The organism is Mycobacterium intracellulare ATCC 13950, from assembly GCF_000277125.1.
GTDB classification, from domain to species: Bacteria; Actinomycetota; Actinomycetes; order Mycobacteriales; family Mycobacteriaceae; genus Mycobacterium; species Mycobacterium intracellulare.
The window spans coordinates 261,179-276,489 of sequence record NC_016946.1; the positions used below are offsets into that span (position 1 = coordinate 261,179).

Below are 15,311 nucleotides of genomic sequence, written 5' to 3' on the forward strand. Positions count from 1 at the left end.
GGGTGCCCTGGCTCGGGAGGCCACCGACTGGCCGGAACGGCTTGGACCCTTTCAAGGCACCCGCTACCGTCGCAGTTTCGCAAAAACGCGAAAGCTTTAAGGTGGCCCACATGGCATACGACGTCGCCCGGGTGCGCGGACTGCATCCGTCGCTGGGTGACGGGTGGGTGCACTTCGACGCTCCCGCCGGGATGCTGATTCCCGACTCCGTCGCGACGACGGTGTCGACGGCTTTCCGCAGGTCTGCGCCCACCACCGTGGGGGCGCACCCCTCGGCGCAGCGCAGCGCCGCCATCTTGGAGGCGGCCCGGGCGGCCGTGGCCGATCTGTTCAACGTCGAACCCGCCGGCGTCGTGCTGGGCGCCGATCGCGCGATCCTGCTGTCCGCGCTGGCCGAGGCGTCGTCGTCGCGCGCCGGCCTGGGCTACGAGGTCATCGTCAGCCGCCTGGACGAGGAAGCCAACATCGCCCCGTGGCTGCGGGCGGCGCACCGGTACGGGGCCAAGGTCAAGTGGGCCGAGATCGACATCGAGACGGGCGAGCTGCCGACGTGGCAGTGGGAGGGCCTGATCGGGAAGTCGACTCGGCTGGTCGCCGTCGCCTCGGCGTCCGCGACGATGGGCACGGTCACCGACCTGCGGGCGATGACCAAGCTGGTGCACGACGTCGGCGGCCTGGTGGTGGTCGACCATTCCGCCGCGGCGCCCTACCGGCTGCTCGACATGAGGGAAACCGACGCCGACGTGGTGGCGGTGAACGCCGCCGCATGGGGCGGCCCGCCGATCGGCGCGATCGTGTTCCGCGATCCGGTGCTACTCAACTCGTTCCATTCCATCTCGGCCGACCCCAAGGCCACGGGTGCGGCGCGCCTGGAGATCGGTGCGCACCAGTTCGGGCTGCTGGCCGGGGTGGTCGCCAGCATCGAGTACCTGGCGTCGCTCGACGAATCCGCCCGCGGCACCCGGCGCGAACGCCTGGCGGTGTCGATGCAGTCCGCCACCTCGTACCTGAATCGAATCTACGACTACCTGATGGTGTCGTTGCGCTCGTTGCCGTTGGTGATGGTCATCGGCCGCCCGGAGGTGCGGATCCCGGTGGTCAGCTTCGTTTTGAACGGCGTGCCCGCCGAACGGGTGGTGCAACGGTTGGCGGACAACGGGATTCTGGCCGTCACCAACGAAAGCTCCCGCGCGCTCGACGTGCTGGGCGTCAACGACATCGGCGGCGCGGTCACCGTCGGGCTGGCGCACTATTCGACGACGGCCGAGGTCGACCAGTTGGTGCGCGCGCTGGCCTCCCTGGGCTAGACCGTCAGGACGATCTTCCCGGTCACCTTGCCGTCCACCAGTCGCTGGTGCGCGTCGCCGGCTTGCTGAATGGGCAAGCGGGCGCCGATGATCGGCCGCACCCGTCCGTCGGCCACCATGGGCCACACCGAGGCCGTCACCGCCTGCACGATGTCGCTTTTGCTGTTCGGCCCGGTGGCCGGACGGCCCCGCAGCGTGGTGCCGATGACCCGCGCCCGCTTGGCGAGCAGTTTGCCGATGTTGAGCTCGCCCTTGACGCCGCCCTGCATGCCGATGATGACGAGCTGCCCGTCGCTGGCCAGGGCGTCGATGTTGCGATCCAGGTAGGCCGCGCCCATGATGTCGAGGATCACGTCGGCACCGCCGGACTCCTGTAGCCGCGCGACGAAGTCTTCGTCGTGGTAGTTGATGGTGATGTCGGCGCCCAGGTCGCGGCAGAAGTCGAGCTTCTCCGCCGAGCCGGCGGTGACCGCCACCCGGGCCCCGAGCGCGCGCGCGATCTGGATCGCGTGGCTGCCGATGCCGCTGGCCCCGCCGTGCGCGAGTAGTAGCTGGCCCCCGCTCAGGCCCGCGATGAGCACCACGTTCGACCACACCGTGCAGGCCACCTCCGGCAGCCCGGCCGCGTCGACGAGATCCACACCGGACGGAATCGGCAGCACCTGGCCGGCGGAAACGGCGACGTACTCGGCGTACCCCCCGCCCGCCAGCAACGCGCAAACCTCTTGGCCCGCAGACCATTCCGTGACACCGTCGCCGACTTCGGTGATGACACCGGACACCTCCATGCCGATGATCTCGCTCGCGCCGGGCGGCGGCGGGTACTTACCGGCGGCCTGCAGCACGTCGGCGCGATTCACACCGGCGGCGGCCACCTTGACCACGACCTCGCCGGGCCGAGCGGACACGTCGGCCACTTCTTGCCAGGACAGTTGATCGGAGGATTCGGCGACGATGGCTCGCATGGCGGCCACGCTACCGGCCCCCGTTACCCTTGTCCGTGGTGGCGTGGCAGAGCGGCCTAATGCACTCGCCTTGAAAGCGAGAGACGGCTAAAACCGTCCGGGGGTTCAAATCCCTCCGCCACCGCCCTGAAGTTACTCGACGCTCTGGTGCAGCGTCGGCGCGTAGCGCAGCACCGCACCGATCCCGTCGGCCGGCGAGATCCGCTCGTCGGTGCGCACCAGGGCCGCGCCGACCGAAATCGCCGATACCGGCAACGCCTCGTCGGCCCGCAGCGTCTTGGCGGGAGCGGCGCCCTGCTCGGACAACACGTTCTCATCGGGGGCGACGGTCGTCAGGTTCTCGTCGGCCACCACGGTGGCGTCGCCGATGTCACCGATGATCAACGTCTCCACCGCGCCCTGGCGCAGCGCCGAGCACACCGGACCGAGCCCCTCGGCCGCCAGCCCGGACTGCCGCCCGATCTCGGCGGTAAACCGTTGCGCCGCATCGTCGATCGTGCGCAGCTGGCGTTTGACGAACTCGTCCTCGATGGCCTGCTCGATCTCGCCGAAGTCATGCCCGCTGTGCCGCGCCCCGACCTCGAGGGCCACCGCGCGGTCGTGCAGTCGTTCCGGCAGCGCGGCCAGCAGGTCGGAGCGCGACCGCACCTCACCGACCACGAAGATCACCTCGATCGCCTTGTCGTCGGCGAGTTCGGCGACGCGATCGGCGACCGCCCGCACGTTCTTGCGGGCGGCCTCGTCGGTGCGCAGCTGGGGGTCGCCGTATCCGGCGGTCTCGGCCCCCGCGGCCTTGTGCACGGGGTAGCCGCCGCCGTCGACCGTCTCGGTGCGCAGCGTCCCGCCGAGGTGGGTCGTGATGTCGGCGCCGCTGTGGTCGACGACCACCAGGACATAGTCCGGGTGATCGAAGCTCTGCTCCAGAATCGGTACCAGGTAAGGCAATTCGGACACCCGGACCACGCTCGCGGCGGGGCCGCGGGCCAGGTGCTCGTTGATCACCACACCGTCGGCGCTGGCGATCACCGCCCGTCCACTTCGGCCGATCGGGGGACGCAGGTTCATGGCCGCGTCCTCGATCGCGGCGATCACCGCGGCGTCGGCGTGTGCGCGTTCGAGGTCTTCTTTGATCGCCCGCCACTTGAGCTCAAGTTGAGCCTCGGCGTCATGGGTGTCGTGCGAGTCGTCGAAATACACCGAAACGAACGGCCCCGGTGCGTCCAGCAGCTTGCGGAAGCGTTGCGAGTCCATGCCTTGTTGGTTGCCCCGCGAGCCGGAGCACAAACACCGTCAGCTTCGATCGCCCTCGCTGTCGTCGAAGAAATGCCAGTCGCCGTCGTGCTCGACTTCCATGCGCCAGCCGAGCTCGCTGTTGTCGGCCTTGTTGTCGACGAACCATGCGTGTGCGTCGTCGGCGCTGTCGATGTCTTTCGTCGCGACGACCTCGCCTTTCGGATTGAGCACTCGATAGGTAGCCATGCCGGCAGGGTTCCCACTGCCGTGGCCGTTAACCGGTGGGGATTTCGGCGGCGATCGTGTCCATCAGGGCCGTGTACCGGCGGGCTTCGGGATCCCGCCCGGGTTTGCCGCTGCTCACCACGCCGGCCGCCAGCCCGCGCGCGGGGTCGGCCCAGATCGCGATGTTGACCAGGCCGAGGTTCCCGAAGGCGTGCGGCGCGTTGCGCCCGAAGGGTCCCCACCGGTTGGTGCCGAGGATGTAGCCGGTGCCCCAGCGGGCCGGTTGTAGCCCGACCGCGAAATCCGGTCGCAGCCTTCGGCATTCGGCTATCGCGCCATACATGGTCTCCGGTCTGATGACCCGCACACCGTCGAGTTCGCCTCCGCGACGCCAGATCTCGGCGAACCGCGACATCTCCTGTGCGTTCGACACCGTGTTGGACGACGGGATGATGGTGGTCAAGAACAACTTGGAGTTCGTGTACGGAATGATCTCGTGCACGGTTCCGCCGATCGCCTTGCGGAAGATCTGGGCGACCACCGGCGGTAGCGTCCGCCCGGTGGCGTGGCTCGGCGCCACCAGCGCCACGTCCTTCTCGGCGACGCCGAAGTTGGTCCAGCGGAAGCCGAGCGGGTCGAGGATCTCGGTGCCCAGGATTTCGCGAATTTCCTTGCCGGTGGCCGCATACACGATCTCGCGCACCAGCGGACCCCAGGTCAGCGCGTGGTACATGTGGAACAGCCCGGGACGGTACAGGGGCCGCAATTCGCCGAGCTTGCGTTGCGCGTACTCGTGGTCGTCGGCGCGCGTGACGTCCGGCCGCGGGCCGGTCGGGAACGGCAGGCCGGCGCTGTGCGTCATCACGTGCCGGATGGTGATCCGATGCTTGCCGTGGCTGGTGAAGGTGGGGATGTAGTCGCAGACCCGGTCGTCGAGTGAGAAGACGCCGCGCTCGGCGAGCATGTGTACCACGGTCGCCGCCATCCCCTTGGCCGCCGAGTACACGCAAAACGGGGTATCGGGCGTGACGGGGATCCGCTCGGCGTCCGGTGGGTCGCTCGGGGCGTTGCCCCAGCCGTGGCCGATCGCGCGGTTGAGCACCACGCGCCCGTGCTGCCGCAGGCACAACTGGATCGCCGGTTGGAACCCGGCCCGGTACCAATGCCGCGCCGCCTGCCAGATCCGGTCGATGGCGGCGCTGTCGATTTCGGAGTGGTCTTCCGCACCGATCGTCGTCACCGCGTCCAGGTCGGCCGGGACGCGGATCTTGCCGTCAGGAGTCACCTCAGCGAGGGTACGTGCCGCCGGACTACTCCCCGGTGAACTGCGGTGGGCGCTTCTCGAAGGTCGCCGTGATGCCCTCGGTCAGGTCCTTGGACGGCAGGAACGCCGCGTTCCAGGCCGCCACGTACCGCAGGCTTTCGGAGACCGCCGCGATGCGCTGCTGGTCGAGGACGTCCTTGACGCCGTGGACGGTCAGCGGGGGATTGGCGGCGATCTCCGTGGCGGTGGCGTGGGCCGCGGCCAGCGTGGCCTCGGCGTCGGCGTACACGTCGTTGACCAGCCCGATCTTCTCGGCGCGGGCCGCGTCGATGTCCTTGCCGGTGAGCGCCAGCTCACGCAGGTGCCCGTCGTTGAGGATCAGCGGGAGGCGGGCCAGGCTCCCGACGTCGGCGACGATGGCGAGTTTGACCTCGCGCACCGAGAACTTGGCGTCGGCGCTGGCGTAGCGGATGTCCACCGCCGAGATCAGGTCGACGCCGCCGCCGATGCACCAGCCGTGCACCGCGGCGATGGTGGGGGTGCGGCAGTCGGCGACCGCGTTGATCGCGCCCTGCATGCGCAGCACCGTTCGGTGAAATTCGGCACGCGGCCGCGCCGAGGCGCCCTCACCCAGCACCCCGGACAGCGTCCCGCCCATCGCGGCGAGGTCCAGGCCGTAGCTGAAGTTGCGGCCCGAACCGGTGAGCACGATGGCCCGCACCTCGGGGTCGGCGTCCAACTCCGGAAACAGCTCGGGCAGCTCGGACCAGAAGGCGGGCCCCATCGCATTGCCCTTGCCGGGCCCGATCAGCGTCACCTGCGCGACATGGTCTTTCTTCTCCACGGTGACGGATTCGTATGCTTGCGCCATATCGAGACCGTAGCGTGGCGAATATGGCTCCTGACTTGCGACCCGGCCCGCATTCACCGCCGACCGACGAGCTGCACAGCGCCGAGGACACCCTGGGGGTGCTGCAGCGGGTCCTGCACACCATCGCCGACGACGACCTGTCGCGGCCGACGCCCTGCGCGGATTTCGACGTCGCGCAGCTGACCGGGCACCTGCTGAATTCGATCAAAGCCCTCGGGGGCATGGTGGGCGCCGACGTTCCCGAACCCGCCGAAGGCGATTCGGTGGAGCGCCAGGTGGTGGCCGCGGCGCGGCCGGCGCTGGACGCCTGGCACCGGCACGGGCTGGGCGGGACGGTGCCGTTCGGCAAGGGCGAGATGCCCGCCAAGAGCGCGTGCGCCGTCCTGTCGATCGAATTCCTGGTGCACGCCTGGGATTACGCGGCCGCGACGAAGCGCGAGGTCGACGCCCCCGAGCCGCTGTCCGAATACGTGCTGGGCCTGGCCCGCCACATCATCAGGCCGGAGCTACGCGGCGGCGCCGGATTCGACGACCCGGTCGATGTGCCCGAGGACGCCGGCGCCCTCGAGCAGCTGGTCGCGTTCACCGGCCGCAACCCGGCGCGGTAGCCCGCCCTTCAGCTCTCGCCCGTCGAGTGTGAAGCGTGGGCTTTGGGTGTGAAGCCGCGTCGGGTCCGCGCGGCGTGTCGTCGGCGTGGACGCACAATCAAAGCCGCCAGTTCACACTCGACGGCTCGCCGGTCGAGACGCTAGACGCGCTCGAGGTAGAAGTAGTAGTACTTGCCGTTGTCCCGAACGCCCTTGCCGTTCATGATCCCCATCACGGCGTTGTCGTCGATCTTCTTGAAGTGATCGTGCACCGGCTGGCCGTCGTAGACCATGGTGGCGGTGACCTCCCCGCGGAAGTCCTCCAGCCACAGGCTGGCCTCGCCCTTGCCCATTTCCACGTTCGAGAACTTGTTGCCGTCGGCGTCCAGGCAGACGAGCGGCTGCACGTCGCTGACGGATTTGAAGGTCTTGCCGTACCACCCGGCTTTTTCCAGTTGGCCGTTCATCTTGTGGCCGGTCTGGAACTCGCCGCCCTTCCACTCGCCGAGCATCCCGTCGAGGGTCGCGGGCGAAAGCTCGGCCCAGAATTCGTCGAGCTCGGAATCCGCGATGTCGCCGCTGCGCTCTTTGAATTCGGTGAACTTCTTTCGGGCGAGGTCCACGGCTCTCCTCAGGATTCGGTGCGGGCTATCCAATCGCGGGCGAAACGCAGCAGAGCGTCATTTTCGTCCGGAGCACCAATGGTGACACGAACGCCTTCGTCCGCGAACGGCCGCACCACCAGGTGCGCTTCGGCGGCCTGCTCCGTGAAGTCCATGGTGCGCGACCCCAGTGGTAGCCAGACGAAGTTCGACTGCGACGGCGGCAGCTCGAACCCGGCGTCGCGCAGGGCGTCACTCACGCGGGTGCGCTCGCCGACCAGTGCGTCGGTGCGGGCCATCAACTCGGCCGAGGCGTCCAGCGACGCGATGGCGGCCGACTGCGCGACGTTCGTCACCGCAAACGGCATGACGACCTTGTCCAGGGCGGTGATCAGGTCGGGGTGGGCGACCGCATAGCCGACCCGCAGGCCCGCCAACCCGTACGCCTTCGAAAAGGTCCGCAGCACAACGACATTGCTGCGGGTGAGGGCCAGCTCGAGGCTGTTGGGCAGCATGCCGTCGCGGACGTACTCGACATAGGCCTCGTCGAGGGCGACGAGGATGTGCGACGGAATGGCGTCCACGAATCGGGCCAGCGCGTCCGGGTCGACGACCGTGGACGTCGGGTTGTTGGGGTTGCAGACGAAGATCAGCCGGGTGCGGTCGGTGATCGCCGCGAGCATCGCGTCGAGGTCATGCGTGTGATCGGTCAGCGGCACCCGCACGGTCGTCGCGCCGGACACCTGAATGATGGGCAGGTAGCACTCGAAGCTGCGCCAGCCGATCATCACCTCGTCGCCGGCCGCGGCGGTGATCTGAACGAGCTGCTGGCACAAGGTGACCGAACCGCTGCCGACCGCGATGTGCTCGGGGGCGACGTCGGAACCCAGGTGCATGGCCAGCGCCGCCTTGAGGTCCACGCTGGCGTTGTCCGGGTAGCGGTTGACGACGGCGATGGCCCGCTCGATCGCCGCGTGCACGCTGGGTAGCGGGCCGTAAACGGTCTCGTTGCTGGCCAGCTTGATCGAGCCCGGCACGTTCTTGCCGGGCACATACACTGGCAGTCCGGCCAGTTCGGAGCGTAGACGGGCGGTCACTTCGACAGTTTATGTCTCAACTGTGTACAGTATGGCCGGTTCCGCGAGACCGGAAAGGGGTCGGTACCCTCAGAAAGTCCAAAAGGGAGGCGTGCCAGAGCGGCCGAATGGGGCTCACTGCTAATGAGTTGTCCCCCTCAAAGGGGACCGGAGGTTCAAATCCTCTCGCCTCCGCTGGGTCCTGAACGGAACACGGAACGACAACTGAAGAACAGGCGCCCGTAGCTCAACGGATAGAGCATCTGACTACGGATCAGAAGGTTAGGGGTTCGAATCCCTTCGGGCGCGCTCAGCCATTTTTCGTGCGTCAAACGTGTCACAGGCAGCGCGGTCTGCGCGTAATATCATCGGCCTCGGGCCTCAGTTCAGTTCCGTGCGAACATCGGAGTTGAGTCATGTCCCGTGTCACCAAAATCCTCGCCGCCCTGGTAATCGCCTCCAGCGCCCTGCTGACGTCTGCATGCGGTTGCAGTACAAGCGCAGCAGGTGTCACCACTTGCACCTTGTTGTAAGCGGCCGAATTATGTTGTGCCCTCGGGTTTGACGGAACCCGGGCACACCCGCGCCGACCGCTAGCGTCCGCCGAACGGTCCGCCGAATGGCCCCCGACGGGGCGGCTCGGTCACCGTTTGGGTGACGGTGCTGGTCTCGGTGCTCGGCGTCACGGTGACCGTGCTGGGCGAGACGGTCGTCGTGGGAGTGTCGGTGCTCGGTGGCGGGACGGTCTCGGTGACCGTCTCGGTCGGGCCGCCACCGCCGCCGCCGTGGTGCCGGGGTGGCTCCGTCGTCGTGGTGGTCACCGGCGCGGTGGTGGACGGCGCCGGCGTCGTCGTGGTTGCCGGGCTGGGCGCCGGCGAATTGCTCGCGAGCTTGACCGCCGCGAAGACGACCGCGCCGAGCAGGAGCGCCCCTATGGCGCCTGCTGCGACCAGCGCCGCCGGGCGGCGGTACCAGGGCGTCGGGGGCTCGGGCGGCTCCGGCGCGGCGTCGTAATAGCCGCCGCCGTACCGCGCGGCCGCGGTGGGCTCGGAGTAGTAATCCGGTTCCTCGGGATAGGGCGGCACGAGACGAATGCTAGTAGGTCAGCCCTCGTTGTCGATGAGGCGCAGCGCCCGCTCGAACAGATGCACGGTGGCGGCGTGCAATTGGTCGCCTACCTCCCTCTCCGCCTTTCCCGCGCAGGCCCGGGCCAGCGTCCCCTCGATCACGATCCCCAGCTTGAAGCAGGCCAGCACGGTGTACCAGGTGATGTGTGACAGGTCGCGGGTGGTGTTGGCGGCGTAGCGCTGGAAAAGCTCGTCGGTACTGGCCAATCCGTCCTGGCCGCCCAGGGCGTGGCTGAACACGCTGGAGCCGTCGGGCTGGCGCCAGGTGGCCAGCAGCCAGCCCAGGTCCAGCAGCGGATCGCCGATCGTGCACATCTCCCAGTCGACGATCGCGACCACCTCCGGCCCGGTGCGGGAGAACATCACGTTGGCCGCGTGGTAGTCGCCGTGCATGATGCCCGGCGTCCAGTGCGCCGGCCGGTGCCGGTCCAACCAGGTCGACACCTCCTCGATGCCGGGGATCTGCGGCCCGGGATAACCCTCGTAGTCGTTGTAGGACTCGAGCTCGGAAAGCCAGCGCGGCACCTGGCGCTCCAAAAAGCCCTCCGGCTTACCGAATTCGGCGAGGCCGACGGCGACATGGTCGACGGCACCGAGCTTGGCCAACGCGTCGGCCATCGACAGCCCCATGCCGTGTCGCACCTTCGCGTCGCCCGCGTGCAAAGGCGGCAGACCCTCGCCGGCGTTGAATCCGTCGACGGGATCCATGAGGTAGAAGACCGCGTCGCCCAGCACGGCGGGGTCCTCGCAGACGGCGATCAGGTGCGGATGCGGCACATCGGAACCTGCCAGCGCCGCAAGGACTTTCGTTTCCCGCAGGATCACGCTGTTGCTGCGCGGACGCAGGTGCCGGGGCCCGCGCCGCAGCACGTAGGGCCGCCCGGCCCTGCTGAACCGCAGCATGACGTTCTGCGTTCCGCCGGTGACGTTGGAGACGCCTTCCAGCGGGCCCTCGCCGAGCCCCTGCCCGGACATCCATTCCGCTACGGCTTGAAGATTCACGGAGTCCACTGCTCAGCCCTTCGGGTGTGGCGTGTATCGGACGGTCTGCGCCGCGATCACGCCGTCGCGGAACACGAAGGTGTCAACGCCGTCGTCGACCCGGCTGGCCGCCGAATCGGCGGCCCATTCCAGGAACAGCACATCGCCGTCGAAGAGCTGGGTCTTCAAGTCCCAGTTGGCATCCGGGATATCGGCGAGCAGTTGCGCGAAGACCCGGCGGATGGCCTGCCTGCCGCGCGCGACGCCGGCGGGCGTGATCAGCACGGAGTCCTCGGCGTAGTCGGTGAGGATTTCGTCAAGGTCTCCCGCGGCCAGCGCGGCGCCGTGGTGGGCGAACACTTCCTGCGGCGTACGCGACGGGGTGGGCGTCATGGCACTCCCTTGCAACCTGTGGACCGTCTGGGAAAAAGACTAGGGCAGGGGCGACGGGAGGCGGCCGGTGGCGGCGGCTGGAAGAATAGTGTGCATAACTTACTTTCTGGGGAAGGGAACTGCCCATGCCGCGGACCGACAACGATTCCTGGGAAATCACCCAAAGCGTCGGCGCCACCGCGCTCGGCGTCGCCGCAGCTCGCGCCGCGGAGACCGAGAGTGACAACCCGCTGATCAAGGACCCGTTCGCGCGGGTGTTCGTCGACGCCGCGGGCGAGGGGATGTGGAGCATCTATGCCAACCCGGCGTTGCTGGCCAAGGCGGCCGACATCGAGCCCGATCTGCGGGCGCGGCTGCAGCTGATGGTCGACTTCATGGCCACCCGGACGGCATTCTTCGACGAGTTCTTCCTGGGCGCGGCCGACGCCGGCGTGCGCCAGGTGGTGATCCTGGCGGCCGGACTGGACGCGCGCAGCTGGCGGCTGCCGTGGCCCGACGGCACGGTCGTCTACGAGCTCGACCAGCCCAAGGTGCTGGAATTCAAATCCAACACGCTGCGCGAACACGGCGCGGAGCCGACCGCGCAGCTGGTCAACGTGCCGATCGACCTGCGCCAGGATTGGCCGAAAGCGTTGCGGGAAGCGGGGTTTGATGCTTCGCGACCTGCGGTGTGGTCGGCCGAAGGGCTCGTTCGCTATCTACCGGCGCAGGCCCAGGACTTGCTGTTCGAGCGGATCGATTCGCTGAGCGCCGAGGGCAGCTGGCTGGCGTCCAACGTGCCCGAATCGGGTTTCACCGACCCCGACCGTGTGCAACGCCAGCGCGAGGACATGCGGCGCATGCGGGCGGCGGCAGCCAAGCTGGTCAACGCCGAGATCACCGACTTCGACGACCTGTGGTACCCGGAGGAGCGCACGCCCGTCGACGGCTGGCTGCGCGGCCGCGGCTGGGACGTCACGACCGCGACGTTCGCCGAGTTGATGGCCCGGTATGACCGCCGGATCCCGCAGGGTGCGGAGGATTCGATGCCGCCCACCCTCTATGTGTCCGCACAGCGGCGGCCGGGCTGACCGAACGCCGAGATCGAAAGTGCCGCTGCTAATTTAGCGGCTCAGGCACGCCATTTCGATAGGAACGCCTCGAATCGGGGCGGGTCCTCGAGTTAGCTGAGCTAATCCAGCGGGCACGGCCCTCCCGGCCGTGGGAGCGCGGGTCGCCGGCCGCCGCTTCGACCGCCTCTGACGTGCCGGGATGTGCCGACAAGCGCTGCCGCATAACCCATTGCATGTTTAGGCATAAGTCGAATGGGTAACTTCAGCACCACGAGAAAACTTCTTCTCGCTCACAATGGAGGTCACGATGCGTGGCAGCGGGATCATCGGAACGGTTGCTTTGGTGTGGTTGCTGATCGGAGCCTTCGCGGCGTGGCAACGGGATTACTTCAAAAACGACCAGACGACATGCGCCTCCGCGGGCACGGTTGCGGTGACCGTGATCGCCGGACCCCTGAATTACTTCGGGGTCAACCCGAAAGTCACGGATTGCCATCTGCCGCAACCAAGTTCAATGCAATCGGTCAACCTCTAACCCTCACCCGAAGGAAGTCGAAATGGTTATCTTAGGAATTGTCCTGCTTGTTCTCGGGTATTTCTTCCACGTACCCGTGCTGACCACGCTGGGAATCGTGCTGCTGGTGATCGGCGCGATCCTCTGGATTCTGGGCTCGATCGGCCGTCCGGTCGCCGGCCGGCGCTACTGGTATTAACCGCTACGGCCGAACACCACGATCGCGCGACTGCTCCGGCAGTCGCGCGTTTCGTTTCACAGGGCGCGCATAGGTTCGTCATAGTCTGGGCTCAGTCGGTGACGGATACTGGAGCTTGTGACGCAGCCCCGAGCCTCTGTAGAGCGGGTTGTCATGTGCCGAGCGGACGGCAACCCCATCAACGTGCTGGTCGTAGACGACGAACCCGTCCTGGCCGAAATGGTGTCGATGGCGCTGCGGTACGAGGGCTGGAACATCTCCACCGCCGGGGACGGGGAATCGGCCATCGCGGCCGCCCGCAACCAGCGTCCGGACGTCGTCGTCCTCGACGTGATGCTGCCCGACATGAGCGGCCTCGACGTCCTGCACAAACTGCGCGGGGAGATCCCACAGCTGCCGGTGCTGCTGTTGACGGCCAAGGATGCGGTGGAGGATCGCATCGCCGGCCTGACCGCCGGCGGCGACGACTACGTCACCAAGCCGTTCAGCATCGAAGAGGTCGTGCTGCGGTTGCGGGCGCTGTTGCGCCGCACCGGGGTGACGACCGTGGACAGCGGCGCACAGCTGGTGGTCGGGGATTTGGTGCTCGACGAGGACAGCCACGAGGTCACCCGCGCCGGGGAGCCAATCTCGTTGACCTCGACCGAATTTGAGCTGTTGCGGTTCATGATGCGCAACTCCAAGCGGGTGCTGAGCAAGGCCCAGATCCTGGACAGGGTATGGAGTTACGACTTCGGCGGCCGCTCCAACATCGTCGAGCTCTACATTTCCTACCTGCGCAAGAAGATCGACAACGGTCGCGATCCGATGATCCACACACTGCGCGGCGCGGGTTATGTCCTCAAGCCGGCCCGCTGACCCGCGAAGGGTCTGGTCCCTTCGGCTGCGGCTGTTGGTCGGCCAGATCGTCGTCCTGGCGATCGTCTGCGTCGGCATCACCGCGGTGACCGAACTGGCGCTCAACCATCACCTGGTCAAGCAGCTCGACGGCCAACTCGCCGGGACCTCGTTCCGCTCGGCGCTGATGTACCCCGAGCCGAACCACCCGGGATGGCACCACCACCAGCACTCCTACTATCCGAGGCCGGGCCCCGGCCCGCGGTTCCTGGACGCCCCGGGTCAGCCGGCGGGCATGGTGGCGGCGGTGGTCAGCCACGGCAAGACGGTTGACGCCGGCTACCTGACCAGCAGCGGCACCAGGGATGACCTGACCCCGACCGCCCAGACCCAACTGGAACAGATCGCCGGCAACCGCGCGCCGGTCACGCTGAACCTGGACGGCCTCGGCCGCTACCGCGTCGTCGCGGCGCCGAGCCGAAACGGCAGCGACATCATCGTCACCGGCCTGTCGATGTCCAACATCGACGCCACCCTGATCCGGATGCTCGTCATCTTCGGGATCGTCACCGCGGTTGCGCTGGCGGCCGCGACGATCGCCGGGGTCGTGATCATCAGGCGGGCGCTGGCGCCGTTGCGCCGCGTCGCCCAAACCGCGGGCCAGGTCGCCGATCTGCCGCTGTCGCGCGGCGAGGTCGAATTGCCTGTGCGCGTACGCGAATCCGACGCGAACCCCTCCACCGAGGTGGGACAGCTCGGTGCCTCGCTCAACCGGATGCTCGACCACATCGCGGAAGCGCTGTCGGCGCGCCAGGCCAGCGAGACTCGCGTTCGCCAGTTCGTCGCCGACGCCAGCCATGAACTGCGCACGCCCCTGGCCGCGATCCGCGGTTATACCGAACTGACGCAACGGATGGGCGACGACCGCGAGGCGGTGGCGCAGGCGATGAGCCGAGTGGCGTCCGAGACCGAGCGGATGACGCGGCTCGTCGAGGACCTGCTGCTGCTGGCCCGCCTGGATTCCGGCCGGCCGCTGGAACGCGAATCGGTCGATCTGTCGCGGTTGGCGGTGGATGCGGTCAACGACGCGCACGTCGCGGGACCGGATCATCAGTGGGAACTCGACCTCCCCGAAGAACCGGTGGTCGTCACCGGCGACGCGGCGCGGCTCCACCAGGTCCTGACGAATCTGCTTGCCAACGCCCGCGTCCACACCGGCGCGGGCACCGTGGTGACGACGCGGTTGAGCACCGAGCCGTCGCACACCGTGCTGCAGGTCATCGACAACGGGCCCGGCATTCCCGCGGCGCTGCAGTCGGAGGTCTTCGAACGGTTCGCCCGCGGTGATTCCTCGCGCTCGCGCAAGGGAGGCAGCACCGGGCTGGGATTGGCGATCGTCTCGGCCGTGGTGAGGGCGCACAACGGGACGATCGCGGTCGACAGCTCACCGGGCCGCACCGAGTTCACGGTGCGGTTGCCACCCAACGGATGGCAACCGCCCGCATCGGCCTAGCTAGCTGTTACAGGTCACATTGATTTCGAACGGCTTGTTCACCGGCTGCATGGGGTTGGCCATGTCCACCCCGGTGGCGGTGCCGCTGATCTTGTAGCTGTTGCCATCCTTGCTGGCGGTTGCATTGCCCTGCCCGGTGCCCGAGGTATAGCCCAGCGTCACGCCGTTGACATTGCCCAGCCCAACGGATTTCACCTGCGGGGGGTTGCCGTCGCTGAGCACGGCGGCGATGCCGGTCGCTGCGCCACCGATCGCGATGTTGATGGTGCCACCCGCATTTGTGCACACGACCGAACCGGACACGTTCTGGTCCTTGCCGTCGATCGTGACCTTCGTGCCGGCGGCGCCGCCGGTGCTAGCCGACGCGCTCGTACCCGAGCTACTGGCGGAACTGCTCGCGCTCGTTCCCGACTTGTTACCACCCGAACATCCGGAAATGCCCGCGGCGAGAATCGCCGCCCCGGCCACCGCGACCGTCAATTGACGCTTCACCTGTTCTCCTTTTTGCCCGATAGTTGCGGTCCTCGGCATTGAGGGCCGTCTGGGCAGTATGCGGGTTAACTGG

Annotated in this window: 18 protein-coding genes and 3 tRNA genes; 10 read left to right on the top strand and 11 right to left on the bottom strand. The window is 67.8% G+C overall.

Going from position 1 to position 15,311, the window contains the following annotated elements:
- Window positions 1-110 precede the first annotated feature (110 nt).
- Window positions 111-1,307 (top strand): cysteine desulfurase-like protein, encoded by a 1,197-nt coding sequence (locus tag OCU_RS26235; protein ID WP_014378869.1) that lies wholly within the window; start codon window positions 111-113, stop codon window positions 1,305-1,307.
- On the opposite strand, the gene OCU_RS26240 is transcribed toward OCU_RS26235, so the two are convergent.
- Window positions 1,304-2,272, bottom strand: a complete 969-nt coding sequence (locus OCU_RS26240) for an NAD(P)H-quinone oxidoreductase (RefSeq protein WP_041787156.1) — start codon at window positions 2,270-2,272, stop codon at window positions 1,304-1,306. The two genes, OCU_RS26235 and OCU_RS26240, sit on opposite strands and share 4 nt — an antisense overlap.
- Before the next feature lie 37 nt (window positions 2,273-2,309).
- On the opposite strand from OCU_RS26240, the gene OCU_RS26245 reads away from it, so the two are divergent.
- A tRNA-Ser gene (locus OCU_RS26245) sits at window positions 2,310-2,396 on the top strand.
- A gap of 8 nt (window positions 2,397-2,404) precedes the next feature.
- On the opposite strand, the gene OCU_RS26250 is transcribed toward OCU_RS26245, so the two are convergent.
- Genes OCU_RS26250 through OCU_RS26265 form a run of 4 tightly spaced genes read right to left on the bottom strand, consistent with a single transcriptional unit; the run spans window position 2,405 to window position 5,865 of the window.
- Window positions 2,405-3,523, bottom strand: a complete 1,119-nt coding sequence (locus OCU_RS26250) for an Rv2629 family ribosome hibernation factor (protein ID WP_014378871.1) — start codon at window positions 3,521-3,523, stop codon at window positions 2,405-2,407.
- A gap of 39 nt (window positions 3,524-3,562) precedes the next feature.
- Window positions 3,563-3,751, bottom strand: coding sequence for a hypothetical protein (locus tag OCU_RS26255; RefSeq protein ID WP_038534797.1), 189 nt, complete (start codon window positions 3,749-3,751; stop codon window positions 3,563-3,565).
- A 28-nt stretch (window positions 3,752-3,779) separates the two neighbouring features.
- Window positions 3,780-5,015 (bottom strand): lipase LipE, encoded by a 1,236-nt coding sequence (gene lipE, locus OCU_RS26260; protein WP_009956755.1) that lies wholly within the window; start codon window positions 5,013-5,015, stop codon window positions 3,780-3,782.
- 25 nt (window positions 5,016-5,040) lie between these two features.
- Window positions 5,041-5,865, bottom strand: a complete 825-nt coding sequence (locus OCU_RS26265; RefSeq protein WP_008263091.1) for a crotonase/enoyl-CoA hydratase family protein — start codon at window positions 5,863-5,865, stop codon at window positions 5,041-5,043.
- A gap of 23 nt (window positions 5,866-5,888) precedes the next feature.
- On the opposite strand from OCU_RS26265, the gene OCU_RS26270 reads away from it, so the two are divergent.
- Window positions 5,889-6,473, top strand: a complete 585-nt coding sequence (locus OCU_RS26270) for a TIGR03086 family metal-binding protein (protein ID WP_080587906.1) — start codon at window positions 5,889-5,891, stop codon at window positions 6,471-6,473.
- A 140-nt stretch (window positions 6,474-6,613) separates the two neighbouring features.
- On the opposite strand, the gene OCU_RS26275 is transcribed toward OCU_RS26270, so the two are convergent.
- Window positions 6,614-7,075: a DUF4334 domain-containing protein gene (locus OCU_RS26275; protein ID WP_008263093.1), complete on the bottom strand. Its 462-nt coding sequence runs from the start codon at window positions 7,073-7,075 to the stop codon at window positions 6,614-6,616.
- An 8-nt stretch (window positions 7,076-7,083) separates the two neighbouring features.
- Window positions 7,084-8,151 carry a pyridoxal phosphate-dependent aminotransferase gene (locus OCU_RS26280; RefSeq protein ID WP_014378874.1) on the bottom strand — a complete coding sequence of 356 codons (1,068 nt, stop codon included), beginning with the start codon at window positions 8,149-8,151 and terminating at the stop codon, window positions 7,084-7,086.
- 85 nt (window positions 8,152-8,236) lie between these two features.
- On the opposite strand from OCU_RS26280, the gene OCU_RS26285 reads away from it, so the two are divergent.
- Both OCU_RS26285 and OCU_RS26290 read left to right on the top strand, forming a co-directional pair.
- Window positions 8,237-8,325: transfer RNA gene (locus OCU_RS26285), tRNA-Ser, on the top strand.
- Between the two features lie 41 nt (window positions 8,326-8,366).
- Window positions 8,367-8,439 (top strand) — tRNA-Arg (locus tag OCU_RS26290).
- A 284-nt stretch (window positions 8,440-8,723) separates the two neighbouring features.
- Here OCU_RS26290 and OCU_RS26295 read toward each other — a convergent pair.
- The 3 genes from OCU_RS26295 to OCU_RS26305 are packed head-to-tail and all read right to left on the bottom strand — an operon-like array spanning window position 8,724 to window position 10,631.
- Window positions 8,724-9,215: a hypothetical protein gene (locus OCU_RS26295; protein ID WP_008263097.1), complete on the bottom strand. Its 492-nt coding sequence runs from the start codon at window positions 9,213-9,215 to the stop codon at window positions 8,724-8,726.
- An 18-nt stretch (window positions 9,216-9,233) separates the two neighbouring features.
- The gene (locus OCU_RS26300) at window positions 9,234-10,232 is read right to left on the bottom strand and encodes a phosphotransferase family protein (protein ID WP_009956749.1); all 999 of its coding nucleotides are present in this window, start codon (window positions 10,230-10,232) and stop codon (window positions 9,234-9,236) included.
- Between the two features lie 39 nt (window positions 10,233-10,271).
- Window positions 10,272-10,631 (bottom strand): nuclear transport factor 2 family protein, encoded by a 360-nt coding sequence (locus OCU_RS26305; RefSeq protein ID WP_009956748.1) that lies wholly within the window; start codon window positions 10,629-10,631, stop codon window positions 10,272-10,274.
- 125 nt (window positions 10,632-10,756) lie between these two features.
- On the opposite strand from OCU_RS26305, the gene OCU_RS26310 reads away from it, so the two are divergent.
- The 5 genes from OCU_RS26310 (at window position 10,757) to OCU_RS26325 (ending at window position 14,746) form a co-directional block, all read left to right on the top strand.
- Complete coding sequence (locus OCU_RS26310) at window positions 10,757-11,701, top strand: class I SAM-dependent methyltransferase (protein ID WP_009956747.1); 945 nt, start codon at window positions 10,757-10,759, stop codon at window positions 11,699-11,701.
- Window positions 11,702-11,978: 277 nt separating this feature from the next.
- Window positions 11,979-12,218 carry a hypothetical protein gene (locus OCU_RS26315; RefSeq protein ID WP_008263104.1) on the top strand — a complete coding sequence of 80 codons (240 nt, stop codon included), beginning with the start codon at window positions 11,979-11,981 and terminating at the stop codon, window positions 12,216-12,218.
- A gap of 22 nt (window positions 12,219-12,240) precedes the next feature.
- On the top strand, window positions 12,241-12,396 hold the full coding sequence (locus tag OCU_RS51360) for a DUF6131 family protein (RefSeq protein WP_008263106.1): 156 nt from the start codon (window positions 12,241-12,243) through the stop codon (window positions 12,394-12,396).
- Window positions 12,397-12,549: 153 nt separating this feature from the next.
- Window positions 12,550-13,254 (top strand): two-component system response regulator TcrX, encoded by a 705-nt coding sequence (gene tcrX / locus OCU_RS26320; RefSeq protein WP_008263107.1) that lies wholly within the window; start codon window positions 12,550-12,552, stop codon window positions 13,252-13,254.
- Window positions 13,232-14,746 (top strand): sensor histidine kinase, encoded by a 1,515-nt coding sequence (locus OCU_RS26325; protein ID WP_014383651.1) that lies wholly within the window; start codon window positions 13,232-13,234, stop codon window positions 14,744-14,746. The genes tcrX and OCU_RS26325 overlap by 23 nt, the downstream gene beginning before the upstream one ends.
- Here the strand turns inward: OCU_RS26325 and OCU_RS26330 are convergent, their stop codons facing one another.
- Window positions 14,747-15,238, bottom strand: a complete 492-nt coding sequence (locus OCU_RS26330) for a lipoprotein LpqH (RefSeq protein WP_008263112.1) — start codon at window positions 15,236-15,238, stop codon at window positions 14,747-14,749.
- Window positions 15,239-15,311 lie beyond the last annotated feature (73 nt).

Bases quoted from the DNA above. Each gene is read 5' to 3' on its own strand.
- OCU_RS26250 (WP_014378871.1), bottom strand. From the start codon at position 3,523: ATGGACTCGCAACGCTTCCGCAAGCTGCTGGACGCACCGGGGCCGTTC.
- OCU_RS26240 (WP_041787156.1), bottom strand. From the start codon at position 2,272: ATGCGAGCCATCGTCGCCGAATCCTCCGATCAACTGTCCTGGCAAGAA.
- OCU_RS26255 (WP_038534797.1), bottom strand. From the start codon at position 3,751: ATGGCTACCTATCGAGTGCTCAATCCGAAAGGCGAGGTCGTCGCGACG.
- OCU_RS26235 (WP_014378869.1), top strand. From the start codon at position 111: ATGGCATACGACGTCGCCCGGGTGCGCGGACTGCATCCGTCGCTGGGT.
- OCU_RS26305 (WP_009956748.1), bottom strand. From the start codon at position 10,631: ATGACGCCCACCCCGTCGCGTACGCCGCAGGAAGTGTTCGCCCACCAC.
- OCU_RS26325 (WP_014383651.1), top strand. From the start codon at position 13,232: ATGTCCTCAAGCCGGCCCGCTGACCCGCGAAGGGTCTGGTCCCTTCGG.
- OCU_RS26270 (WP_080587906.1), top strand. From the start codon at position 5,889: ATGGCTCCTGACTTGCGACCCGGCCCGCATTCACCGCCGACCGACGAG.
- OCU_RS26315 (WP_008263104.1), top strand. From the start codon at position 11,979: ATGGAGGTCACGATGCGTGGCAGCGGGATCATCGGAACGGTTGCTTTG.
- OCU_RS26300 (WP_009956749.1), bottom strand. From the start codon at position 10,232: ATGTCCGGGCAGGGGCTCGGCGAGGGCCCGCTGGAAGGCGTCTCCAAC.
- tcrX (WP_008263107.1), top strand. From the start codon at position 12,550: ATGTGCCGAGCGGACGGCAACCCCATCAACGTGCTGGTCGTAGACGAC.
- OCU_RS26265 (WP_008263091.1), bottom strand. From the start codon at position 5,865: ATGGCGCAAGCATACGAATCCGTCACCGTGGAGAAGAAAGACCATGTC.
- OCU_RS51360 (WP_008263106.1), top strand. From the start codon at position 12,241: ATGGTTATCTTAGGAATTGTCCTGCTTGTTCTCGGGTATTTCTTCCAC.
- OCU_RS26310 (WP_009956747.1), top strand. From the start codon at position 10,757: ATGCCGCGGACCGACAACGATTCCTGGGAAATCACCCAAAGCGTCGGC.